The organism is Methylotetracoccus oryzae (assembly GCF_006175985.1).
GTDB lineage: Bacteria > Pseudomonadota > Gammaproteobacteria > Methylococcales > Methylococcaceae > Methylotetracoccus > Methylotetracoccus oryzae.
In genome coordinates, this window is the sequence record NZ_SRSH01000023.1 from 37,069 (window position 1) to 59,424 (window position 22,356).

General features: G+C 63.5%; 20 protein-coding genes. 10 read left to right on the forward strand and 10 right to left on the reverse strand.

All coding sequences use genetic code 11. The features are described 5' to 3' along the window. Positions 1 to 17 precede the first annotated feature (17 nt). The 3 genes from argA (at position 18) to BWR02_RS18530 (ending at position 4,552) form a co-directional block, all read left to right on the forward strand. The gene (gene argA, locus BWR02_RS18520) at positions 18 to 1,358 is read left to right on the forward strand and encodes an amino-acid N-acetyltransferase (RefSeq protein WP_201276323.1); all 1,341 of its coding nucleotides are present in this window, start codon (positions 18 to 20) and stop codon (positions 1,356 to 1,358) included. A gap of 46 nt (positions 1,359 to 1,404) precedes the next feature. After that, positions 1,405 to 2,214: a phosphodiesterase gene (locus BWR02_RS18525; protein ID WP_139559400.1), complete on the forward strand. Its 810-nt coding sequence runs from the start codon at positions 1,405 to 1,407 to the stop codon at positions 2,212 to 2,214. Positions 2,215 to 2,467: 253 nt separating this feature from the next. Continuing rightward, a complete protein-coding gene (locus tag BWR02_RS18530; RefSeq protein ID WP_139559401.1) occupies positions 2,468 to 4,552 on the forward strand; it encodes a cation:proton antiporter in 2,085 nt (694 codons plus the stop codon). Positions 4,553 to 5,097: 545 nt separating this feature from the next. On the opposite strand, the gene BWR02_RS21125 is transcribed toward BWR02_RS18530, so the two are convergent. From BWR02_RS21125 to BWR02_RS18560, 6 genes are all read right to left on the reverse strand, one after another. Beyond that, positions 5,098 to 5,688, reverse strand: coding sequence for a hypothetical protein (locus BWR02_RS21125; protein WP_201276324.1), 591 nt, complete (start codon positions 5,686 to 5,688; stop codon positions 5,098 to 5,100). A gap of 135 nt (positions 5,689 to 5,823) precedes the next feature. Then, a complete protein-coding gene (locus BWR02_RS18540) occupies positions 5,824 to 6,432 on the reverse strand; it encodes a CPBP family intramembrane glutamic endopeptidase (protein ID WP_139559402.1) in 609 nt (202 codons plus the stop codon). 97 nt (positions 6,433 to 6,529) lie between these two features. Beyond that, positions 6,530 to 7,090 (reverse strand): SRPBCC family protein, encoded by a 561-nt coding sequence (locus tag BWR02_RS18545; protein WP_139559403.1) that lies wholly within the window; start codon positions 7,088 to 7,090, stop codon positions 6,530 to 6,532. Between the two features lie 64 nt (positions 7,091 to 7,154). Beyond that, positions 7,155 to 7,631, reverse strand: coding sequence for a CYTH domain-containing protein (locus BWR02_RS18550; RefSeq protein ID WP_139559404.1), 477 nt, complete (start codon positions 7,629 to 7,631; stop codon positions 7,155 to 7,157). Positions 7,632 to 7,639: 8 nt separating this feature from the next. Further along, entirely contained in the window at positions 7,640 to 7,831 is a 192-nt protein-coding gene (locus BWR02_RS18555; RefSeq protein ID WP_139559405.1) for a hypothetical protein, read from the reverse strand. A 157-nt stretch (positions 7,832 to 7,988) separates the two neighbouring features. Beyond that, entirely contained in the window at positions 7,989 to 8,915 is a 927-nt protein-coding gene (locus tag BWR02_RS18560) for a LysR family transcriptional regulator (protein ID WP_139559406.1), read from the reverse strand. Between the two features lie 119 nt (positions 8,916 to 9,034). Between BWR02_RS18560 and BWR02_RS18565 the strand changes: the two genes are divergently transcribed. From BWR02_RS18565 to BWR02_RS18585, 5 genes are all read left to right on the forward strand, one after another. Continuing rightward, entirely contained in the window at positions 9,035 to 9,490 is a 456-nt protein-coding gene (locus BWR02_RS18565) for a YybH family protein (RefSeq protein WP_139559407.1), read from the forward strand. Between the two features lie 202 nt (positions 9,491 to 9,692). Further along, entirely contained in the window at positions 9,693 to 10,277 is a 585-nt protein-coding gene (locus tag BWR02_RS18570) for a superoxide dismutase (RefSeq protein ID WP_139559408.1), read from the forward strand. 132 nt (positions 10,278 to 10,409) lie between these two features. Further along, complete coding sequence (locus BWR02_RS18575) at positions 10,410 to 11,105, forward strand: SDR family oxidoreductase (protein WP_139559409.1); 696 nt, start codon at positions 10,410 to 10,412, stop codon at positions 11,103 to 11,105. Next, a complete protein-coding gene (locus BWR02_RS18580) occupies positions 11,099 to 11,497 on the forward strand; it encodes an exosortase system-associated protein, TIGR04073 family (protein ID WP_236102414.1) in 399 nt (132 codons plus the stop codon). Before BWR02_RS18575 ends, BWR02_RS18580 begins: the two co-directional genes overlap by 7 nt. A gap of 196 nt (positions 11,498 to 11,693) precedes the next feature. Continuing rightward, complete coding sequence (locus BWR02_RS18585; RefSeq protein ID WP_139559410.1) at positions 11,694 to 13,949, forward strand: SpoIIE family protein phosphatase; 2,256 nt, start codon at positions 11,694 to 11,696, stop codon at positions 13,947 to 13,949. Here the strand turns inward: BWR02_RS18585 and BWR02_RS18590 are convergent. The 4 genes from BWR02_RS18590 to BWR02_RS18605 form a co-directional block, all read right to left on the reverse strand. Further along, positions 13,943 to 17,314 carry an NAD-glutamate dehydrogenase domain-containing protein gene (locus BWR02_RS18590; protein ID WP_139559411.1) on the reverse strand — a complete coding sequence of 1,124 codons (3,372 nt, stop codon included), beginning with the start codon at positions 17,312 to 17,314 and terminating at the stop codon, positions 13,943 to 13,945. The genes BWR02_RS18585 and BWR02_RS18590 overlap by 7 nt on opposite strands. A 101-nt stretch (positions 17,315 to 17,415) precedes the next feature. Then, positions 17,416 to 17,841: an ATP-binding protein gene (locus BWR02_RS18595; RefSeq protein ID WP_139559412.1), complete on the reverse strand. Its 426-nt coding sequence runs from the start codon at positions 17,839 to 17,841 to the stop codon at positions 17,416 to 17,418. Between the two features lie 9 nt (positions 17,842 to 17,850). Beyond that, positions 17,851 to 18,186 (reverse strand): STAS domain-containing protein, encoded by a 336-nt coding sequence (locus tag BWR02_RS18600; RefSeq protein WP_139559413.1) that lies wholly within the window; start codon positions 18,184 to 18,186, stop codon positions 17,851 to 17,853. A 165-nt stretch (positions 18,187 to 18,351) separates the two neighbouring features. Next, positions 18,352 to 18,807 (reverse strand): gamma-glutamylcyclotransferase family protein, encoded by a 456-nt coding sequence (locus BWR02_RS18605; protein WP_162560234.1) that lies wholly within the window; start codon positions 18,805 to 18,807, stop codon positions 18,352 to 18,354. 148 nt (positions 18,808 to 18,955) lie between these two features. Here BWR02_RS18605 and BWR02_RS18610 point away from each other — a divergent pair, with 148 nt between their 5' ends. Continuing rightward, positions 18,956 to 21,190 carry an AMP-binding protein gene (locus BWR02_RS18610; RefSeq protein WP_236102416.1) on the forward strand — a complete coding sequence of 745 codons (2,235 nt, stop codon included), beginning with the start codon at positions 18,956 to 18,958 and terminating at the stop codon, positions 21,188 to 21,190. Further along, complete coding sequence (lplT, locus tag BWR02_RS18615) at positions 21,187 to 22,338, forward strand: lysophospholipid transporter LplT (protein ID WP_139559416.1); 1,152 nt, start codon at positions 21,187 to 21,189, stop codon at positions 22,336 to 22,338. The genes BWR02_RS18610 and lplT overlap by 4 nt, the downstream gene beginning before the upstream one ends. The last annotated feature ends 18 nt before the right edge of the window (positions 22,339 to 22,356 follow it).

The following is a 22,356-nucleotide window of genomic DNA, read 5'->3' on the forward strand; positions in this document are numbered from 1 at the left end:
CGGGGGAAACGAATCCGTTGAGCAACGCCCCGTTCGTCCGCTGGCTGCGTGATACCTCGCCGTATATCAATGCCCACCGCGGCAAGATTTTCGTCATTTCCTTCGGCGGTGAGACGGTCGCAGACGGTCTTTTCGCGAACCTCGCCCATGACTTCGCCCTGTTGCACAGCCTTGGCGTCCGGCTGGTGCTGGTGCACGGGATCCGGCCACAGGTGGAACGCCGCCTGACCGAGCAGGGCGCGACGCTACGCTACCACCGCGGCCTGCGGGTCACCGATGCGGCCGCTCTGGCCTGCGTCAAAGAGGCTGCCGGTGCCGTGCGGGTCGAGATCGAGGCCTTGCTGTCGATGGGCCTGGCCAACTCGCCGATGGCAGGCGCGCGGATTCGGGTCGCCTCGGGTAATTTCGTCGTCGCCAAGCCGCTCGGCGTGCAGGACGGCATCGACTTCGAACACACCGGCGAGGTCCGCCGTATCGACACCGAGGGCATCAGGAGCCAACTGGACAGCGGCAATGTCGTGCTGTTGTCGCCGATCGGCTATTCGCCCACCGGCGAGGTCTTCAATCTGAGTGCCGAAGAAATCGCCACCTCTGCAGCCGTAGCGCTCGGCGCCCACAAGCTGATCCTGTTGATGGAACAGGCACTCTATGGCGCCGACGGTGCATCCCTCGTACAGCAAATCACGACGGGGGAAGCCGAGGCCTTGATGACGGCTCCGGACTCCCCGGTACCGGACGCGGTGCGGCCACACCTGCGCGCAGCCTGTCTGGCCTGCGAAGCGGGCGTCGAGCGGGCTCACTTGCTGGACCGGCACATTGACGGCTCATTGCTGCAGGAGTTGTTCACGCGCGACGGGGTCGGTACGCTGGTCAGCCAGACGCCGTACGAGGCGACACGAACCGCCACCAGCCACGATGTCGCCGGCATACTGGAACTTATCCGCCCGCTCGAAGACAGCGGGATCCTGGTCCCGCGCTCGCGGGAACGCCTGGAAACCGATATCGACGATTATTTCGTGACCGAGCGAGACGGACTGATCGTGGCCTGTGCGGCCTTGCATGCCTACCCTGAGGCAGGCATGGGCGAACTGGCCTGCCTCGCCGTCCAGGCCGGCTATCGCGGCGCCAAGCGCGGCGAGCGGCTATTGCAGCACATCGAGGAGCGCGCGCGTCAGCAGGGCATCAGGCAACTTTTCGCACTGACCACGCGGACCAGCCACTGGTTCCGGGAGCGGGGTTATGTGCCCCTGGCCATAGACGCCATGCCGCTCGAGCGCCAGCAGACCTACAGCCCCGGACGCAACTCGATGGTGCTGGCCAAGACCCTGCGGGCTTCGTCGGAAACCGGCGGCCCCTGAGCGCCGCCTCGTTGCACACCGGACTGGCGCCAAAACCGCCAAGACGATGATCGTCGACCACCTCATGCAGCCGCTCCGGATCCTCCACCTGACGGATAGCCACCTGCCCGATGCAACGGGTGGGCGAGTGCAGGGGCTGGATACGGAAACCTCGCTGCGAGCGGTGCTGGATCACGCGCTGTCCGAGCCGCGAGCCTATGATGTGGTCCTGCTGACCGGGGATCTGGTCGAGCAGCCAACGCCGACAGCGTATGCCCTGCTCCGCCAGCAACTGCGCCGCGTGCCAGTACCCTGTCTGTGCCTGCCGGGCAATCACGATCACCCTGACTTGCTGCACGAGTGTCTGATCGGCGGCAACGCCGGGGTCGAGTCCGAGCGCACATACGGCGACTGGCGGATCCTGATGCTGGACAGTTCGGTCCCAGGCCGCTCGGACGGCTTCCTGTGCGAGGATCAACTCGAACGGGTGGCCTCAACCATAGACGACGCCCCGGACCAACACCTGCTGGTCGCAGTCCACCATCATCCGGTGCCCTGCGGGAGCCCATGGATGGATGCCATGATGCTGCGCAATGGCGACGCCTTGATGGACTTGCTGCAGAGCCGGGGCAACGGCACCCGCATCGTGATTTTTGGTCATATCCACCAGGCGTTCGATGCGACGGTAGGCCGCGTTCGGGTGCTCGGGGCCCCGGCGACCAGTTGCCAGTTCGAGCCGCGGTCGACGAGCTTCCGGCGCTCGGTCTTGCCGCCGGGTTACCGCTGGCTGGAACTCCACCCGGACGGCGGTTTCGATACCGGCGTCACCTATCTCGGCGAGAGCCACGTGCTCCGCGATGTTCCGCGGCAACACTGAAGGCAACGAGACGCCGGCGCAGAATCTAAAGTGCTGTGCTTAAATGGAAACCTTAACGCGACCGCCGCCCCGCGAAGCCGGCACCGGAGCCCTGGGAAGCCACCGGTCAGCTTGGCTCGAGCCGCAAAGGGCGCGAACGGGTAACCCGAGCGCGGCAGGAGGCTGACGATGTCACGAGTTCGTGCTCGGGCCAGCACCGCACTGCGGTCAAACCACTCTGAAGAATCTTGAGGCTTTCGAAAAGGAATCCAGCATGCACCTCGACGTATTCCTGTCCCTGTTCAGCCTGATGCTGCTTTCGCTCGCGGTATTTCTGCTCGCGCGCAAGCTGAAGGTCCCCTACACGGTGTTGCTGGTGATCGCCGGCTCACTGCTGGTCCCGATCTCGAAGATCGAGTTCTTCTCGTTCATCACCAGCTTTCATCTGACACCGGAGCTCCTCTTCTTCGTGTTCCTGCCGATCCTGATCTTCGAATCGGCCTACAACATGAACATCCGGAGCCTGACCGAGAACATCCATTCGATCGCGCTGCTGGCCGTCGTCGGCCTGATCGTTTCCACCGTCTTCATCGGCGTCGTCGGATTCTATGTGTTCCGGCTGGCCGGCTTCGAGGTGCCGCTGCTGGCCTTGCTGCTGTTCGGCGCGATCATTTCGTCGACCGACCCGGTCGCCGTGCTCGCGCTCTTCAAGGAGTACGGCGCACCGAAGCGGCTGACCCTGATCTTCGAGGGCGAAAGCCTCCTGAACGACGCCACCGGTTTTGCCGCCTTTCTTGTCGTGCTCGAATTGCTGGTGCACGGCTACAGTGGCTACGCCTCGATCACGTCGGCGCTCTTTTCGTTCTTCACGATGCTGATCGGCGGCATCCTGTTCGGCCTGCTGATGGGCTTCGGTTTCGCCAAAATCATCGAATGGGTCCGAGGCAACGAACATCTCGAAATCACGCTGACGCTGCTGGTTGCGCATTTCACTTTCATCCTGGCCGAGGTCATTTCCGAGCATCTGGTGATCCTCGGCCACTCCATCCATCTGTCGTCCATCATCGCCACGACCGTCGCATCGCTGGTCATCGGCAATTTCGGACGCTACAAGATGTCGCCCGGCGTCGAAGAGTACATGGAGAAGTTCTGGGGTTATTTCGCCTTCGTCACGAACTCCCTGGTCTTCATCCTGATGGGCCTGCTGTTCGCCAGCCTGTCGATCTCGCTGAACGTCGCCATCTTGCCCATCGCTCTGGCCATCGCCGTCGTCGTCGTGGGACGGGCGATCTCGATCTATCCGTTGCTATGGATACTGAACCTGATCGGCCGGGGCGAGCCGATTCCGGCCAACTGGATGCACCTGTTGTCCTGGGGCAGCCTGCGCGGGTCGCTGGCCGTCATCATGGTGCTGCTGATCCCCGACGATGTGACCATACCGGGCTGGACCTACGATTTCAGCGTCAAGCAGTTCGTCGCCGCCATCACGATCGGCAGTATCTACTTCACGCTGCTGATCAAGGCCACGACGATAGGGAGGGTCATGAACTGGCTCGGTATCGACGCGCTGACCGAGGAAGAGTGGGTCGGATATCACAAGAGCAAGGCGGCAATGTATGACGAAATGCGCGCCAAGCTCAAGGAACTGGTCGAGAACAACAAAATCACCGAGCCCCAGTACCAGATTCTCGATCAGCAGTACCTGGCGCTGTACCAAAAGGCCTGTTTCAACTGCAAGAGCCATCTGCGCGAGTCCGGCGAACTGCTCGAAAACATACTGCGCATCTACGCCCTGGGCGTCGAGAAGGGAAAGCTGAAGGAGCTATTTCAGAGGGGCGAGATAACCGAGAAGATCTACAAGAAGATCCTCAACATGCTGAGCATCCAGACGGACCGTATCGAAAACGGCAAGGCACAGGTCAGCTCAGCACAGGAAAGCTTCCCGACCGATGGCTTCGAACAGCTCATCGCATTTTTTCGGCGGCTGTTCTTCTCTCGGAGCTACTTCATCAAACCGGAAGAGATGTACCTGTACCTGTGGGCCCTGACCAAGATCAACGCCCATGCGCTGGACCAACTGGCCTCACTCAGCGACAGCAGCTTCGGCGAGGTGTTCGATGACAAGACCGCCCTCGACAAACTGGTCGCGCTCTACCAATCCTTCCAGGAGAACACCCGGAGTCGGATGGACACGCTGACGAAAAAGCATGCCTTCCTGCTGAATCACCTGAACGAAGCGAGCGCCGAGGCCGCGTTGAACTCGGTGCAGATCGAAACGCTCAACAACCTGCACAAGAACGAGATCATCACCAGCAAGCTGTTCATCCTGCTCAGTAACGAACTGGATGAGACGGGCTGAAACAAAACCCCATCGATCCGGCTTTCGAAACCTGCGAGATCAGTCCACCACCTTTGGGCGACAGGCGCCGGGCGTGGCCATCGGTCGACAAAGTAGCGCTTTCGTCCGACCGGCTCTCCAAGGGCGTCACCGAACGGGTGCGAACCAAAGGTCATGCGAAACCGTCAGCCAAGACAGGGGGCCGTCGGCGTGCGGGACGGAGCCGGCGATCGTTCCGGGCGGCTCCGTCAGTGCATGCCTGACGTCAGGCCTACCCTTGCAAGTGCTGGGTCGACCAGCCCTAGCGGCCGACACTGATCCCCCCGATACGGGCATGACCAGGATAACCATAGATGGCCTGGTCGTTCGCCAAATCGACGTAAATCACGTCGCCTTGTGCCGCGATGACGATTGCCGCCTAGTACAGTTGGCAAGCTTTCATGGCGTATCTCCAGAGTCGATGAAGCGAAGCCGTCGCCGGGATCGGGATCTTTAATCCTGTATTCCTGGCGTGGGCTGTACTCCGGGTCCAGAGATGAACCGCCCCCCCTCCCTGCGCCGCGGATCTACCACGGATCCCAGGCGGGGCGCATGTAGGCTCCGCCCCAACCATCTACACCGTAGCCGGTGGCGCCCGGTCCCATGCCGCCGCCGTACCCCGTCCCCCCCGGCCCAACGCCGCCGTACCCCATTCCACCGTAGCCGCCGTAACCACCGCCCCATCCCCAGTTGCCCCAGGGTCCGGACGGGGTCCAGCCGGCGGCTTGTCCCTGCTCCATTTCGTTGACCGCAAGTTGTTGGTCGGACAGGCGCCGCTCGACGCCCAGGCGCGTCAGGGCGTCGTATTCGGCCTGACGCCCGACGTAAAGACAGGCACAGAGATTGGGGTCGGCGTATATGTAATAGGTCTGATCGGGTCGGACTATCCGCGTCACCGTCTGTGGCGGCAAAGAATGCAACATATTCTGCTTCTCGGCACTGTCGGCGGCCATGACCTTGAACCCGGCCAGACCGAGTTCCGTTTCCATACCCTGAGACGCCTCGCGTTCGACGTGCGCGCACGCGACCAGTCCCGCAGCAACCGCGATGAGGCCCAGTTTTTGAAGGCGCCGCAAAGCACGGCGCGTCGACCACTCCAGTGAATGAATGCGAAGCATTGGAAATCCGTATGCCAAATTTATCGTTGGTGGCACCAGCACAGGCGGTTCATGCGGCCGGGGACACGGAGCCGGCGACGACGCCAACACCGAAGCGCACCCGAGGGCGCCGGCTCGCCCCTGCCCGGCGCGAGCCTAAAGGCCGCGCCCCGCGGCATAGGCCCGGTAGCTGCGGGCCACGGCCATGAAGGCCAGCACATCGTAGACACCATGGATCAAGACCGGAACCACCAGGTTCCGCTCACCGGAAACGTCCAGTGACCAGCCGAGGTAGGCGCCGGTCAGCCCCGCCAGCAACCCGTACAGGGGGGTCACCCAATGCGCCAGAGCAAACACGAGATTGCTGAATACCAGACCGCCCAACCAGCCCCAGTTGCCTTCGAACCAGGGTTGCAAAAGGCCGCGGAAGAGCACTTCCTCGGTCACGCCCGCCAGCAATCCGAGGTAAATCAGATCAGGCGCGCTGCAAGCGTTTAAAAATGGGCCCAACCGCTCGAGGAGCAGTTGACGGATCTGCTTCAGTCCGCCGCCCGGCGCGCGATAGCTGAAGACGAACAGCGCGTATAACGGCAGCGTGCCGATCAAGCCCCACGCCACGGCGGTCGTGTTCAGCGACCAGTGAGCGATCGGATCGATCGAGAGAATCCAGCCCAGCAGAAAAGCAATTCCGAATAGACCGCCCTCGAAAACCGTGGCCAGCAACAAAAAGTTATCCCGTGACGCCTGCCCGCCGGGACTCAGCATTGCTGACCACCCCATGTCCGGCTGAGGGCGTTCGTGCCTGACGGGGCTGCCCTCTCGGGCACGACACATCCCCGCGATGAGTCAGTTGCCGCGCGCCTCATGCTTCGCCCGCTCCGCTCTCCTGACGCAGACTCAGATGTTCCGGCTGCGCATCCTGACCGAATGCACGCGCCAGCGCGATCAGGAATACGTCCATGACACCGTGATATGCCAGGATGAAACGTGTCGCAAAGCGAAAGAAGGGACTGTAGATCCGATCCTGCTCGGTAATGACCAATTCGGTTTCGCCCTCCCCGGCCGGCACCAGTTCATACACCCAGGTCCCGCTCAAGGGCAGACCTTCGCCCACCAGTCGAGTGACCAGGCGCCGGGGCGGCGCGCTCTCGACCACGCGAAAATGCACGCGCGCCCGTGCGCAGACCTCATACCAACTCGGAAGGCCATCGATATCCGGGCCCAAGTCCACGCGCTCGAGACCGGGGCGCCAGTCGGGATGGGCACTGAAATCCGTGATCACGCGCCACACCTCCTCCGGCGGCACAGCCAGCCGTATGCGACTGGCGGCGATGTGGGTCTTCGGCAAGCGGGAGCCGATCCACCCAACCACTCCGACGACGCTCAATCCAATTGCCAGAAACGAGACCCAGAACATCGTCATTCACTTCGCTCAAGTTCAGACCATCCCGGCGGTTCCGGCACGCCCCCGACGACTCGGTCGAGCCTCAGGGACGAGCCCAATCGCGATACGGATGGTGCGCCAGTTGGGTATTGTAATAGCGGACGTCGTCGGTCACCTCCGCGCCGAGCCAGACGGGGCGCTCGAAGACTTCGTCGGGATCCTCCAGTTCGATCTCGGCGACGACCAAACCGGCATTGTCACCCTCGAATTCATCGACTTCCCACACATGGTCCCCGGCTTCGATGAAGAACCGGGTTTTCTCTACGAGCGGGCCTTGTGTGAAATCGTTGAGCAACTCCTCGGCTTCCGCCAGCGGGATCTCGTACTCGTATTCCCGCCGCTGTGCGCCGATCGTTACGCCCTTGATATTCAGCCACCCACGCTCGCCGTCGCAGCGCACACGGATGGAGCAGTCCTGTGCGCGATTCAGATAACCCTGGCGAAGCCGCAACGAACGCGCGGCCTGCTGCCGCCATTCCCCTCCGACGACCAGGAACTTCCGCTCGATCTCGACCGGCATGCTGTTGCCTAAACGCCTGACGAGAAGTGCCGACGCAGCCAATGGCGCACGGCCGCCTCGTGATACAACACCGCGGCGACCGCGAGGTAGCACAGCCCGGCCACGATCTTGGCATGGTAGAAGGAACCGACGCTCGCCAAGACCGAGAAGAGGAGCATCATGTCCTTCATGATGGTGATGAATTCATCCTGCCGCTGCATTGTTAACCGAGCCTCCGATAAAGGGTTGTCAGCACTTGTAGGGTGGGCCGCACTGACCGCACCGCAAACGCCACGCACTTTGTGCGCCGCGCCGCCGGTCGCCTCGGCTTGAGGCAAACCAGATTAGTAAGACCACTCGGGGCAGGCGGAAGGTTCCTCAGTCGTGCGCTTCACCCCAGTCTTCCCAGTACGGCGTGGGCTGGAAGCGGGTGTGGAGAAAGTCCACGAAGGTCCGAACCTTCGCCGACAGGTGCTTGCGGTGCGGATACACGGCATGGATCTCGAGGGGCGCCGGAACATGATGGGTCAGCACGGCCGTCAGGCGCCCCTTGCGTATATCCTGGCCGACCATATAAGTCGGCAGCAAAACCAGACCGAGTCCTTGAATGGCTGCCATTCGCAAGGCATCGGCCGCATTGCTCTCCATCGAGCCCGAAACCTTGACGACCGTCGGCTTGCCGCCGGTCGGCTCGATGAATTGCCATTGGTCCCGCGGCGCCAGCGTCGAATTGACCAGGCAGTTGTGCTTTTTGAGGTCCTCCGGGGTTTTTGGTGTACCCCGCCGTCGAAAGTAGTCCGGCGAACCGCAAACGATGCGCTGAGAAATCCCCAGCTTGCGGGCAATCAGACTGGAATCCCGCAGTTCGTCGAGGTGAATGGCGAGGTCGAAGCCTTCCTCGACCAAATCCACATAGCCGGCTTGAAGAATCAGCTCGACACCCACGTCGGGATACTGTTCGAGATAGGCGGCGATGGCCGGGCCCAGATGATAGGCGCCGAAGAACGGCGTCGCCGTGACCTTCAGCACCCCGCGCGGCTCGGTCTGCAGCCGTGTAACCGCTAGCTCGGTCTCTTCAATGTCATCCAGAATCTGCAGGCACCGTTCCAGGTAGACCACGCCCACCTCGGTCAAGCTGAGGTGTCGTGTCGTGCGGTTCAGCAGGCGAACACCGAGGCTGTTCTCGAGTTGCATGACGTGTTTCGTCGCCATCGCCCGCGAGAGACCAATCTCCTTGGCAGCTGCCGCAAACGAGCCCGCCTTGGCGACCCTCGTAAACACGATCATGCTAGTCAGTTTATCCATTCGCGACCTTGTTCATCTGTCCGTTTATGGAAACAATCAGAAAATTTTATTCAACATTGTCAACCAAAATACCCGAGCTATAGTCTATAGTAATTCAGTCTCAATTGACGAGTATCAAGATGAAGCGATTACGGATTTCCTCCCTGCTCGCGGCCATGGCGGCCGCCGGCTCCGTCCACGCCGAAACCGCCCACAGCGTTGCCGAAATGAGCGCTGCACGCTGGAACACCGCCCTTGCCCACCGCCAACTCGACGAGATTCTCGCGCTTTATACGGGTGACGCGATGCTGTTGCGGCCGGACGGCGAGGTCTCACGCAACCCCGCGCAGATCCGGGCGTTCTGGCAGAGTCTCATGCAGTCCGGGGAGTTCGCTGTCGACGTGGTCGGCGCGCACAGTGAGAAGGAGGACACCATCGTAGTGACCACGACCTTTTCGGAAATCAAGCGCATCGGTACCTCGACCCCAGGTATCCGCTACCAGTACGACGGCGTGCTTTACAACGTTCTCCAGCGACAACCCGACGGCAGTTGGAAAGCCAGAATCCAGCGCTGGTCCGGCCCAACGAAAAGCTGACCGTCCCCGCTACTGCGGGCCCACCACGACGCCACACACCCCTTCGCCTGGGCACATCGGGCAACACACCCGCTCACAGCGGACGACTTCTCCGCGTCGCGCGAGCGATGGTAAAATCATGGCATGATTGTCGCATGAAGTTACCGCCTTCTGCGGCGTCCTAAGCCTGTGAAACCTGATTTTCTACCTGGAGGAATGCCTTATGACCTATACCCTGCCCGATCTGCCCTATTCCAAGGATGCTCTGGCGCCGCATATCTCTGCCGAGACACTGGAGTTCCACCACGGCAAACATCACCAGACCTACGTGACCAACCTGAACAATCTCGTTCCGGGCACCGAGTACGCCGGTCTGTCGCTCGAGGAAATCATTAAGAAGGCGCCAGCGGGTGGCATCTTTAACAATGCGGCGCAGATCTGGAACCACACGTTCTACTGGCACAGCCTTGCCCCAAATGGTGGCGGCGCCCCGACCGGCGCGCTGGCCAGCGCCATTGACAGCGCCTTCGGCTCCTTCGAGAAATTCAAAGAGGAATTCACCAAGTGCGCCGTGACCACATTCGGCTCCGGATGGGCCTGGCTGGTAAAGAACGCGGATGGCAGTCTCGCGATCGTCAGCACCAGCAATGCCGGATGCCCTCTGACGGCCGGACAGACTCCGCTGCTGACCTGCGACGTCTGGGAGCACGCATATTACATCGACTACCGAAACGTCCGTCCCAAGTATGTCGAAGCCTTCTGGAGTCTCGTCAACTGGGAGTTCGCCGCAAAGAATTTCGCGGCCTGAGCGACTCCCGACGCGCCTGATTACCGCATCGGCGCGGCATCGGCTATCATGCGGCGCGAGTGACCGCAAACCGAGAGACGCGGTTCCTCGCGCTGCTTTGTCAGGTGCCGATCTAGCGGAGTCCGTTCGAACATGCCGACCGTTCTCATCACTGGAGCCAATCGCGGGCTGGGTCTTGAATTCTGTCGTCAATACCTCGAGTCCGGCTGGAACGTGCTGGCCTGCTGCCGTTCTCCCACGGCAGCGATCGACTTGCAAGAACTTGACCCTGCGCAGGGCCAGTTATCGATCCATGCGCTCGACGTCAGCGACTTCAACGCGGTCGACGCACTAGCCGCCAGCCTCAGGGGCACGGCAATCGACATACTGCTCAACAACGCCGGCGTCTACGGTGACACGCGCGACCGGCCGTTCGGGCGTCTCGATTACGCCCGTTGGGCCGAAGTGCTCCGCATCAACACCCTGGCCCCGGTCAAGCTCGCAGAAGCCTTGCTTCCCAACCTGAAAGCCGGGCAGCGCAAGCTGGTGATTGCGGTCAGCAGTCTGATGGGCAGCATCGCCGACAATGGCAGCGGCGGATCTCCCCTTTACCGGTCCAGCAAGTCCGCCCTGAACGCTGCAATGAAAAGCCTCTCAATCGACCTGAAAGTGCCCGGCATCGGCGTATTGATACTCCACCCGGGATGGGTCAGGACCGATATGGGCGGAAGAGAAGCCCCCACCCTGCCGGCCGAGAGCGTCGCCGGAATGCGCCGCATCATCGACGGTTATACTCCGGCACAGTCCGGCCGGTTCCTGGATTTTCGCGGGAGAGAACTGCCATGGTAACCCGGTCGTCACGTGCGGCATCGCTCCTCGCGGTCATGGTGCTGATGGGGCAACTGCTCTGGCACGGCGTAAGCGCCGCGGAACCGGCGCCACCACCCGCCGATTACGGACAACTCGTCGGTCGCAAGCTGGCTTCCGGATTCAGCAACATGGCGCTCGGCATCGCCGAGATCCCCAAGAACATGATTATCACGACCAACCAGACCAATGCGCTGTTCGGCGTGACGGGTGGCGCGATCAAGGGACTGCTGCATACACTGGGCCGCACGCTCTCCGGAATCGTCGACATCGTGACGTTCCCGGTGCCGACCCAGCCAATTACCCGGCCACCGCTGGTATGGCAGGACTTCCAGACGGAGACCCAATACGGGCCCGTCTTTCAACGTCCCTGAACCGGCCCTTCCGGTGACGGCCGGACGGGCGGGGGGCCCTACAACCCTGCGGAATACGGGTCAGCAGACTGACACATGAGGTCGCGGCGCCTGTCTCACACCCACCGGCTCAATCAGCCGAAAGGCCGGCACGGCCGTGGCTGAACACGACCGAAGGCCAACCCCGTCGGACACCCGCAGCAGGCCAGACCCCAACGTGAAGGCGTCTCCGTTGCCCGAGGCGGCGGTCACAGCGCCGCTGCCCCCGATACTGGAGGCCCTTCCGATCGCAATCCTTGCGATTGATGGATCGGGGCGCGTCGCTTTCGCGAATCACCGGGCCGCCGCCTCGTTGGGAACCCAGGCCTCGGAGCTGACCGGAGCGAAGCTGGACGCTCTCACTGCAATCCTCGGCGCGCCGGTACTGGCTGCGTATCGTCGCCTGGGGACGGAACCTCACGCTGTCGAACGGGCCGTCACTCAGCGATGGCCGGCGCAGGAGTCCCGCGGCTCAGCGGCGCGGCTCGACGTGACGATCAGACGGACTGCGGACGGCGGGGCGGTTATGACGCTCGAGCAGTCGCATGCGCGCGACGCGTGTCCAGCTGATGCGCTGTTGTTGACCCGGGCCTTCGAACAGAGCCCGTTCGCGATGCTGATCGTCGACCACGAGGGACGGGCCGTGCACGGGAATCCGGCCTTCTGTCACCTGGCCGGCGCAGAGCAAACCGAACTGCGTGGTCGCTGCCTGGACGAGGCGGCCCTCAAACTGGGAAGCGAGAGTTTCGTCTCAAAGCTGCAACAGGGAGGCGCAGCCGGCACCGCAAGCGGAAAGCAAATTCTGCAGGAAGTCATCGATGGAGCGACGGTCTCGCTGCTGGAGACGCTATCCCCACTGACCGACGAATCGGGCCAGATCACCCACTTCCTGATCGCGCGCCAGGAAGTCACCGAGCAGGAGATGACTAAAACCGCTCTCGCCCGCAGCGAACAGCGCTTCCGAAAAGTCACGGAACTGGCAGGGGAGTGGCTCTGGGAACAGGACAGCGAGGGGCGGTATACCTACTCGAGCGCAGCCCTGTTCACCATCCTGGGATACCGGCCAGAGGAAATCATTGGCAAGTCGTATCTCGAGATCCTTACCGAAGGCGACCGCCGGCACTGGACCAGCGCCCTCCCCGCCTCGCCGAACATTCCGCGGGCCTTTCGGCGCCTGGTCAACCGCTACCGCCACAAGGACGGGCGAGAAGTCTTTACCGAATCCTCAGGGGAGCCCGTAATCGGGGAACGGGGCGAGATCCTGGCCTGGCGCGGGGTCGATCATGACATTACGACACGCAAACGCTTCGAGGATGCGCTGCGCGTTCGCGAGCGCGCTATCGAGGCCGCCAGCGTCGGCATCACCATCATCGATGCACTGACCGACGACCGGCCGATCATTTATGCGAATGCCACGCTGAGCGGCATGGTCGGGGTTCCGAAAGAACGTCTGCTGCGTTGCAGTCAAACCGTCCTGCTGGGGCCCGACGGCGACCCGGCAGCGTGGCGCGTGATCGACGCCGGCCTCGCCGAAGCCGCGCCGGTTTCGCTGACCACCCGCGTGAAGCGCCAGGACGGCGCGTCATTCTGGGCCGACCTCCAGGTATCGCCCGTGCGCGATGGTGATGGCCGCGTCACCCATTTCATCTGGATCATCGCCGATGTAACCGAGCGCCAGCGCGCCGCCGAGACACGGCATGAACTGGAGATGGCACGCCATATACAGACCTCGCTGCTACCGAAGGCACGCCTGAAGAGCGACAAGCTCGAGGCTACCGGCATCTGCATCCCGGCCGGTGCGGTCGGCGGCGACTTCTACGATTACTTTTCATCGAAGGAGGGCGTTAGCCTCGCGATCGCGGATGTCTCGGGACACAGTGTCGGTGCGGCGCTGATGATGTCCGAAACGCGCAGTGCGCTGCGGGCGGAGATCAGGACTGCGGGCGCCGATGGCGGTCAGTTCGGACCGGCCGGCATGCTGTCCGTTCTGAACGAACTGCTCTTCGACGATCTGAACGGCGCCGACCTGTTCATCACGATGCTGTTCGTCGACTTCGACCCGATCACCCGCCGCTTGCGCTATGCGAATGCGGGACATTGCCCGGGCCTGGTCGCCAAGAACCACAGTCAGCGGTGCGTCACCCTGGATGCCGAGGGACTGGTCCTCGGCGTACGACCGCAAGTCCGCTTCGAGGAAAAGAGCCTGTTGCTGAAGGCGGGAGACGTCGTGCTGCTCTACACCGATGGCGTCATCGAGGCCATCGACCGGAACGGCGAGATGTATGGCGTCGAGCGGCTTTGCTCGCAACTGCTGAAGCATCGACTGGAACCACCCGACACCCTGATGCAGGCGCTGCTCGACGATGTCCGAGCATTCCGCGGAGAGGACCATCAGGCGGACGACACCAGCCTGCTGGTCTTGAAGGTCTACTGAGTGCCGAGTGCTCCCACCGCACCGCTGCAATCGTCCGCGGCCGCTTCGGCCTCGCTCAGCAGAATCATGAGCCACTCCACGAGCTGGTGGCTGGCGGCACCCGCAATCCGCTGCCTGAGGCGCGGCACCTTAGACAGTAATCCCTGATCGCGCAGCGTTTCGAGAAAGCGCTGCGGATCCGTCCCGCCGGCCACGACCGATGCGGTGGCGAGACGGCCGAAGGCTCCGAACAATCGCTCCTGCGCTGCGAACAGGGCCGCCACCTGGCCTTCCTCGAGCACTGAGCGTGACACGCTGCGCTGAATCTCGGGCCATCCCAGCCAGGCGGCCACGCGACGGTAACGCGACCAAGCCTCGCTCAGATCAATCGCGGTGTACCGGGCAATAGCCAACACATGGGGGAACTCGGCCGCGTACTCCAAGGGCACCAGGGCTTTTGTCAGTTCCGGATCCGCCTCCTCGTCGGCAGCCGTCACCGCGTCCGCCAGGGCCTTGCCACTATCGATGCGCGCTGCGTGAACGACTTCGCAAAAGGCCAGCCAGTCTCTACGCCAGAGCTCGACGGTCGCGGCGTCAGCCGCGTTCGGCGTAGAGCGCGCCAAACCCCAGCGGCACAACACCTGCAGCGCCTGCTCCACCCGCAGCAGCCATGCGATCTCACGCTCGGCCGGCAGCGCCGTCATGGCCCGAATCGCGCGCTGCAAACCCGCGCCACCCAGAGCGCCGTCGAAAAGAACGTACAGCATCACCGCCCGACTCAAGACTCGCGGTGTCGGCTCGCCAGTCCAGGTCAGAAAGGTCGCCCCGGCACGATCGATGATCCGGTTGCACAGCTGGCTGGCGGTAATCTCCCGGGCGAGCGGATGTCGGCGCAACTCGGGGCCGAATCCGGCTCGGATCCGCTCGGGAAAATAGGCCCGCAGCTCCGCTTCGTAACAGTCGCAATCGAAAAATCCGAGGGCCTCCGTCAACGCCGTCTTGAGCGTCAGTTTCGCGGGCGCCAGCAACTGCGCCAGTTCCGGCCGCGTCAGGCCGCGCTGCGCCCGGGCCTGCACCTCGGTCCGGCTGGCAATTCCCGCACGCCGGCGATCCAGCAGTCCCGTTTCCTCGAACCGGGCGACCAATTCGAAGAACGGCTCGGGCCGGGCGCGACAACGCGCTTCGTCCAGGGACAACGCCAGGCTCTGATCGGCATTGTGGGCAATGACCGCCGCACACACTTCGTTCGCGACCGCAGACAGCAAGTCGTCGCGGCTGCCGCGCATCGGCGTCTCAATACCCGACGCCGGGCCGAGCAAAATTTTCAGGTTGACCTCGTGATCGGACAGATCCACTCCGCCGGAGTTATCGATCGCATCCATGTTGATCCGACCGCCGCACAGCGCGTATTCGACCCGGCCTCGCTGCGTGAACGCCAGATTGGCGCCCTCGCCGACCACTTTTGCCCGCAGCGCGGCGGCGTCCACCCGCACGCTTTCGTTCGCACGGTCACCGATCTGCTCCGCGCTTTCGTCGCGGCTCTTGACGTAGGTCCCGATGCCGCCGAACCACAGCAAATCGACCGGGGCAGTCAGCAGCAGCCGCACCAGTTCCTCGCCATCCACCCCGCTTTCCCGGACGCCGAGCCACTCGCGGCAAACGGGCGACAGCGGAATCCACTTCGCGCCTCTTGGAAAGACGCCGCCGCCGTTGCCGATCACGGAGCGGTCGTAGTGGTCCCAGGTCGACCCCGGCAACTCGAACAGCCGCCGGCGCTCCCGAAAGGCGCTGGCCGCGTCACCGTTCGGGTCGAGAAACACGTGTGCGGCGGAAAACGCACCAAGAAGACGAATGTTTTCCGACAACAGCATGGCATTGCCGAACACATCGCCATCCATGCTGCCGACCCCGACGACCGTGATGGGCTCGCGCTCCAGATCACGACCCAACTCGCGGAAATGCCGCCGGAGGCACTCCCAGGCGCCGCGCGCAGTGATACCGAAACGTTTGTGGTTGTAACCACGTGAACCCCCGCTCGCGAAGGCATCTCCCAGCCAGAAACCCGTTTCGGCGGCAACTTCGTTGGCCAGGTCGGAAAGACCCGAGGTTCCCTTGTCGGCCGCCACGACCAGGTAACTGTCGGTTCCTTCGTAGGCCAGCACCTGCGCCCCCCGCCGGGTCACCGGCCCGGGGGTCTGATCGGTCACATCGAGCAGGGCTTCGATGAAACGGCGGTAGATGCGGCGGCAGGCCGCATACCGGTCCTCCAGCCCCGCCGGCGGCTTGCGAATCACGAACCCGCCCTTCGCACCCTGCGGAACGATGAGCGCGTTCTTCAGCATCTGCGTCTGTTGCAGGTCGAGAATCTCCGCCCTGAGGTCCGTCGTCCGTTCCGACCAGCGGATCCCTCCCCGCGCGACGCGGGCACCTCGCAGGTGTATGCCCTCTAAATCCACGGCATGCACGTAGGTCTCGTACGCCGGTCGCGGAGCGGGCATGTCGATGACGCCGAGCGCGTCGATTTTCAGCGCCAGAGCCGCATCGGCACGTTCGCCCCGCTGATAGTGGTTGGTCCGGAGCGTGGCATCGATCATGTTGAACAACGCCCGCAGCAGCCGATCGGCTTCGACATCCACCACGTCGACCAGAGCCTCCGACAGGGTCCGGCGCAGCGGCTCCAAACGGGTCTCCTCGCGGACCGACAGATCGGACATTCCGTCGACGGGGTCGAAACGGGCCGCGAAGTAATCGAACAGGATCCGCGCCACCTGCGGGTGCGCTAGCAGCGCCTGTTCGAGACGTCCTCCCGGGATGGGGCCGTGCAGCTGCGCATAGTAGTTCCGGTAAGCGCGGAGCACATCGGCATCCGCCGCCGCAAGATTGCCCGAGGCAATCAGTCCGTTCATGGGGTCGTCGGGCAAGGCACCGCGGGCAACGCCTTCCAGCGCCTCGATCAGCTGCCGACGCCGCGCGAACAGCGCCGCCATATCGGCTTGTTGCGGCACCACGCGAAACAACCTCACGAACCCGCAGTGCGACGGCAGGCGCAGCACGAACTGAATGTGGTCGTGGACGCGCAAGCCCAGATGAGCGAGCCAGGGAAGAAATTCATCGAGCGGACGCTCGGATGGCAGGGCGAAGCGTACCAGCAGAGAAACGCGGTCCGGGCTGATCCGCAGCGCGACGGCCAGGTCCGTCTCGCTCTTCATCGCCGAAAAATCACGGTAGTCCCGAACCGCTGCGCAAGGTTCGACCCACCGGCGATAATCCGGACTGATCGCGGCCAGGAACCCGGCCACGTCGTCAGACCGTTCGGCCCCGGCCGCACAGCGGCGCAGGGCCTTGGCGAACGAGACGTCCCAATTCGGTATTGCGACTGCCCTCACCGTCCTCCCTCCTCACGCCTTCGCAGATGGTCGACAAGCGGCCCGTGGGCAGCAACGGCAGGCCGTCCCGGTATCCTCGCCCCCCGCCCTCCGTGCGGTACTCAGCGCAAGCGCTTGCGCATCTCCAGCACGTTGCCAGCCCTGGTGCGACGGTACGAAACCGAGTCCATCAGGGAGCGCATCAGGAACAGGCCACGCCCGCCCTCGTCGAGATCGTCGGGGCAGGCCTCGGAAAGGCTACACAAATCGAATCCTTGACCGCGATCATGAACCTCGATGATCAACTCGTCCCCGCGAACTTCGATGCAGAGCCGCACGCGGCTCTGCTGATGCTCCGAAAGGCCGTGGCGAATCGCATTGCCGACCGCCTCGGTCACCACCACATTCAGGTGGAAAGCCAGTGCCTCGCGATCACCGCGGTAATGGTCGAGCCGCTGCGCCACGCATTCCGCGATACTGCCGACCAGCGACAGGTACTCGGTACGACCCGGAACGCGCAAGTCCAGCGTGAATCGGTTTTTGTGCACGGCACCGGCCTACGGATTCACCACCACATCGCCCACGTGCTCGGCGATTTCGAACACGCGGTGCAGCCGCGTCAGCTCGAACATCGAACGTACGCGTGCCTGAAGACCGGTCAGCACGAAGCGCGCCTGACGCAGGTTGGCATTCTTGTAGCCGGACAGCAAAGCGCCCAGCCCCGAGCTGTCGATGAAATGCACTGCGGCAAGATCCACGATCAGCAGTCGACAGCCGTCTTCCAAGGCATTGAGCAGCGAGTTCTTCAACTCGCCAGCGTTGTGAGCGTCGATGCGCTCCTCATTCAGTCGGAGCACCGAGCGAGCGTCACTCTGGTCGATTTCAACATTCATCGGTCTACACTTTCCTTCCCGCCGCCCAGGGACGGTCGGGCTGATTCCCAATGCGCCCCGGCAGATCGCCGGTAGCGGCCGACACGAGCAGAGAAATTCCGAACATCGCCAGCTTCGACACGCTAGCGCGATTGACCACACCACGCAACCACAGGGATCGGAGTGTCACCCGCCGCAGGCTGATACGACGGCTTCGTCCCGTGGCGCGGCGGCGAAGCCGCGACGGCAGTGCCGCAGGTAAGGCTTCAGGAAGCGCCGACGAAATACCGCCAGTTCCCAGCGCCGCGGCTGCAGCAAGCGGTAACTCGCCGCCTCGACAACGTAGACATCGGCCAGCACCGGATGCTCCCCACCGACGTAAACCGTCACGCGCCGACGCCGATAAAAGGCATCCTCGAAGGCATCGAGCCGCTGCAGCGACAACGCATCCACGTCCCGATACAAGACACCTGGGGTGGTGTGATTCCGGCGCGGGCGTAGACCTGGATAGCGACGACGGCGGAGCGAATAGCGCGCATAACCCGGCAACTGCGCCGGAACTGCGGCGAAATGCCGTCCCGTGACAGCACTCATGACAGCGGACAACTGCAGGGAGCCGTAGGTAAAAACATGAGTCGGCATGACACTTTCTCTCTCGCTGGCACCGGTGGGCGGGCATCTCGCGGGTTCCCTTCGCGCAGCGTCACGCAACGGAACGACGGCTGTTGCTATCATTGGGCGCGCCGGGCCCGCCCATCGGCAGGCAACCGACCGAACAACGACTCACAGGATGCGACTTTTCATGACCGCCGCCAACTCTCAGGCCGAGGACTCACCTTCCGGCCGTTTCGTCGCCGGTATCGTCAAGCGGTGCGCCCGGGCGGTGTTGTCCTGGCTCTACCAGGTCAAAGTGACCGGAGACGCGCATTATCGCGCGGCAGGACAGCGGGTCCTGATCATCGCCAACCACACGTCCTACCTCGACCCTCTCCTGCTGTGGGCTTTCCTGCCCGACGACGTGACCTTCGCGATCAACACCCGGATCGCGGAACACTGGTGGGTCAAGCCGGCGCTGCGCTTCGTCCGCACCTTCCCGATGGACCCGACCAGTCCGATGTCCACCAAGGCACTGACGCGCTACCTGCAGGGTGACCGCAAGGCGGTCATCTTCCCGGAAGGTCGGATCACCGTCACCGGCGCCCTGATGAAGATCTACGACGGGGCCGGCTTGATCGCCGAGAAGTCGGCGGCCGTCATCCTGCCGGTCCGGATCGATGGCGCACAGTACACGCCGTTCTCGCGCCTGCAGGGTGTCGTGCGCCTGCGCTGGTTTCCCAAAATCTCGCTGAACTTCCTGCCGCCGCGGCATCTTTCGGTTACCGCCTGCTGCCCGAAGGGCAATCTCCACAGACGGCGCCGCACCGCCGGCACGGAACTGTCCGACCTGATGTGCGAGATGATTTTCGCCACCGGCGAGCGTCGACAGACGCTATTTCACGCCGTACTCGATGCGCGCCGGGTGCATGGCGGCCGCCGGCAAGTGCTGGAAGACATGTCGCGCCAGCGGATCACCTACAACGGACTGATCACGCGGGCGCTGGTGCTGGGCCAGGCGCTGCAGCGGACGCTGCCCACCGAGCACCGCACGATCGGCGTGATGCTGCCCAGCGCGGCGGGAACGGTCGCCACACTGCTCGGGTTGCAACATCGAGCCTTCGTGCCCGCCATGCTGAACTACAGCCTCGGCATCGAAAGCCTGGTCACGACCTGCAGTCTGGCCGAGATCCGGACGGTTGTGACCTCGCGCCGCTTCATCACCGCGGCGAAGCTCGAGGAAGCGGTGGAGCGGCTGCAGGAAATCGTCCGGTTCGTCTATCTCGAAGACCTTGCGGCGACGATCAGCCGCCTCGACAAGCTGCGGGGGGCGCTCGCCGCGATCACTGCAGGCTACTGGCAGCCAGACGAGGGCATCGACCCCGACCAGCCCGCCGTCATTCTGTTCACGTCCGGGTCCGAGGGCGTGCCGAAGGGCGTGGTCCTGTCGCATGCCAACCTGCTCAGCAATCGCGCGCAGATGGCGGCCAGAGTGGATTTCACGGCCCAGGACATCGTGCTGAATGCGCTGCCGCTGTTCCACTCGTTTGGACTCACGGCCGGCACGTTGCTGCCACTGATGTCGGGCATGCTGACATTCCTTTACCCCTCACCGCTCCACTACCGGGTGATTCCGGAAGTCGCCTACGACATCAACGCGACCATCCTGTTCGGAACCAACACCTTCCTCGCGGCGTACGCCAAGCATGCCCATCCCTACGATTTTTACAGCATCCACTACGTGTTCGCCGGTGCCGAGAAGCTGCAGTCCGATACGCGGCGCAGTTGGGTCGAGAAATTCGGCATCCGCATCATGGAGGGCTACGGCGCGACCGAGACCAGCCCGGTGCTGGCCGTCAATACGACCATGCATTACCGCGAGGGCACCGTCGGGCGCTTGCTGCCCGGCATCGAGGCCCATCTGGAGCCCGTCTCCGGCATCGAGCATGGCGGTCGGCTCCACGTTCGTGGCCCGAACATCATGCTGGGCTACCTGCTGGCCGACCAGCCCGGCGTCCTCGTGCCCCCCCGTTCGACTCAGGGCGAAGGCTGGTACGACACGGGGGATATCGTCGAACTGGACGACGAAGGTTTCGTGAGGATCAGTGGCCGCGCCAAGCGTTTTGCCAAGATCGCGGGGGAAATGGTCTCGCTGACGCGCGTCGAGGAACTGGCCGCGAAAGCCTGGCCTAACGTGATCAGCGCAGCGCTCAGCATTCCGGACAGCCGCAAGGGCGAGCAAATCGTGCTGCTGACCGAACAACCGTCCGCGACGCGCGAGGCACTGGTCGCCGCAGCCCGTGCCGAGGGACTCGGCGAACTGATGATTCCGCGCAGCGTGCAATCCATTGACGCGATACCGCTGCTGGCAACCGGGAAGGTCGACTATCCGGCACTGCAAGGGTATCTGCCCGAGTTTCGGGATTCATGAACCGCAACCTGCTGGCGCTGGTCGTCGCGCAGTTCCTGTCGGCGTTTTCCGACAATGCCATCCTGTTCGTCGTCGTCGCGATCGTGCTGAAGGCCGGGAATCCGGCCGCCTGGTACATTCCCGCACTGCAGAGTGTGTTTCTGGTCGCTTTTGTCGCGTGCGCACCATGGGTTGGCCCGGCCGCCGACCGCTTCCCGAAACCGCAGGTACTCATGGCGGCCAACGCGCTCAAGGCCACCGGGACACTGCTGATCCTGGCGGGTCTGGAGCCGCTGATCGCTTATGCGGTCGTCGGCGTCGGGGCGGCGCTCTACAGCCCGGCCAAATACGGCATCCTGCCCGAACTCGTTGCCAAGGATGACCTCGTGCGCGCCAACAGCGTGGTCGAGGGCGCCACGATCGCGGCCATCCTGATCGGCACGCTGGCCGGAGCCAAACTCGCCGACCATTCGGTACCGCAAGCCTTGGCACTGACTGCAGGGCTATACGTCCTCTCAGCCGTCGCCGGGCTCGCGCTGCCCCGACTGGAAGCACGCGGAGCCCGCCTCGATGTCGCCCTGGGACAACTTGCGGCCCGTATCCGGACCGTGTTTGCATCGGCCCGCGCCCGGCTCGTGGTATTGTCGCTGAGCCTGTTCTGGGCGGCCGCGGCGACGCTGCGCATCGTGCTGGTGGCCTGGGCACCCCTCGTGCTGCAGACCAGGAACGCCGGTGACATCGCCGAATTGACGCTGTTTCTCGCGATCGGCATCGTGATCGGCTCCGTGGCAGCACCGCGGTTCATTACCCTGGACAGCATACGGCGGGCACGGATCCCGGCGTATGGACTCTCCCTGTCGTTCTTGCTGCTGGCCGACGTCGAAGGCATCTGGGCGGCGCGGGCCGTATTGTTGGCAATCGGCACCGCTGGCGGCTTGTTCGTCGTGCCCTTGAACGCGGCCATGCAGCATATCGGCCACCAGACCATCGGGAGCGGTGGCGCCGTTGCGATGCAGAACCTGTTTCAGAACCTGACGATGCTCGGTGCGGTGTCCGGCTACACGCTGGCTTCAGCGCATGGCGTCGGGCCGGTCGGCGCGATCTACACGCTTGGCGGGCTGATGCTGGCCGCGACGATCTCGGTATCGCTGCGATTGCCCAAGGCCTGAATGCCGGCTGCGCGCGGC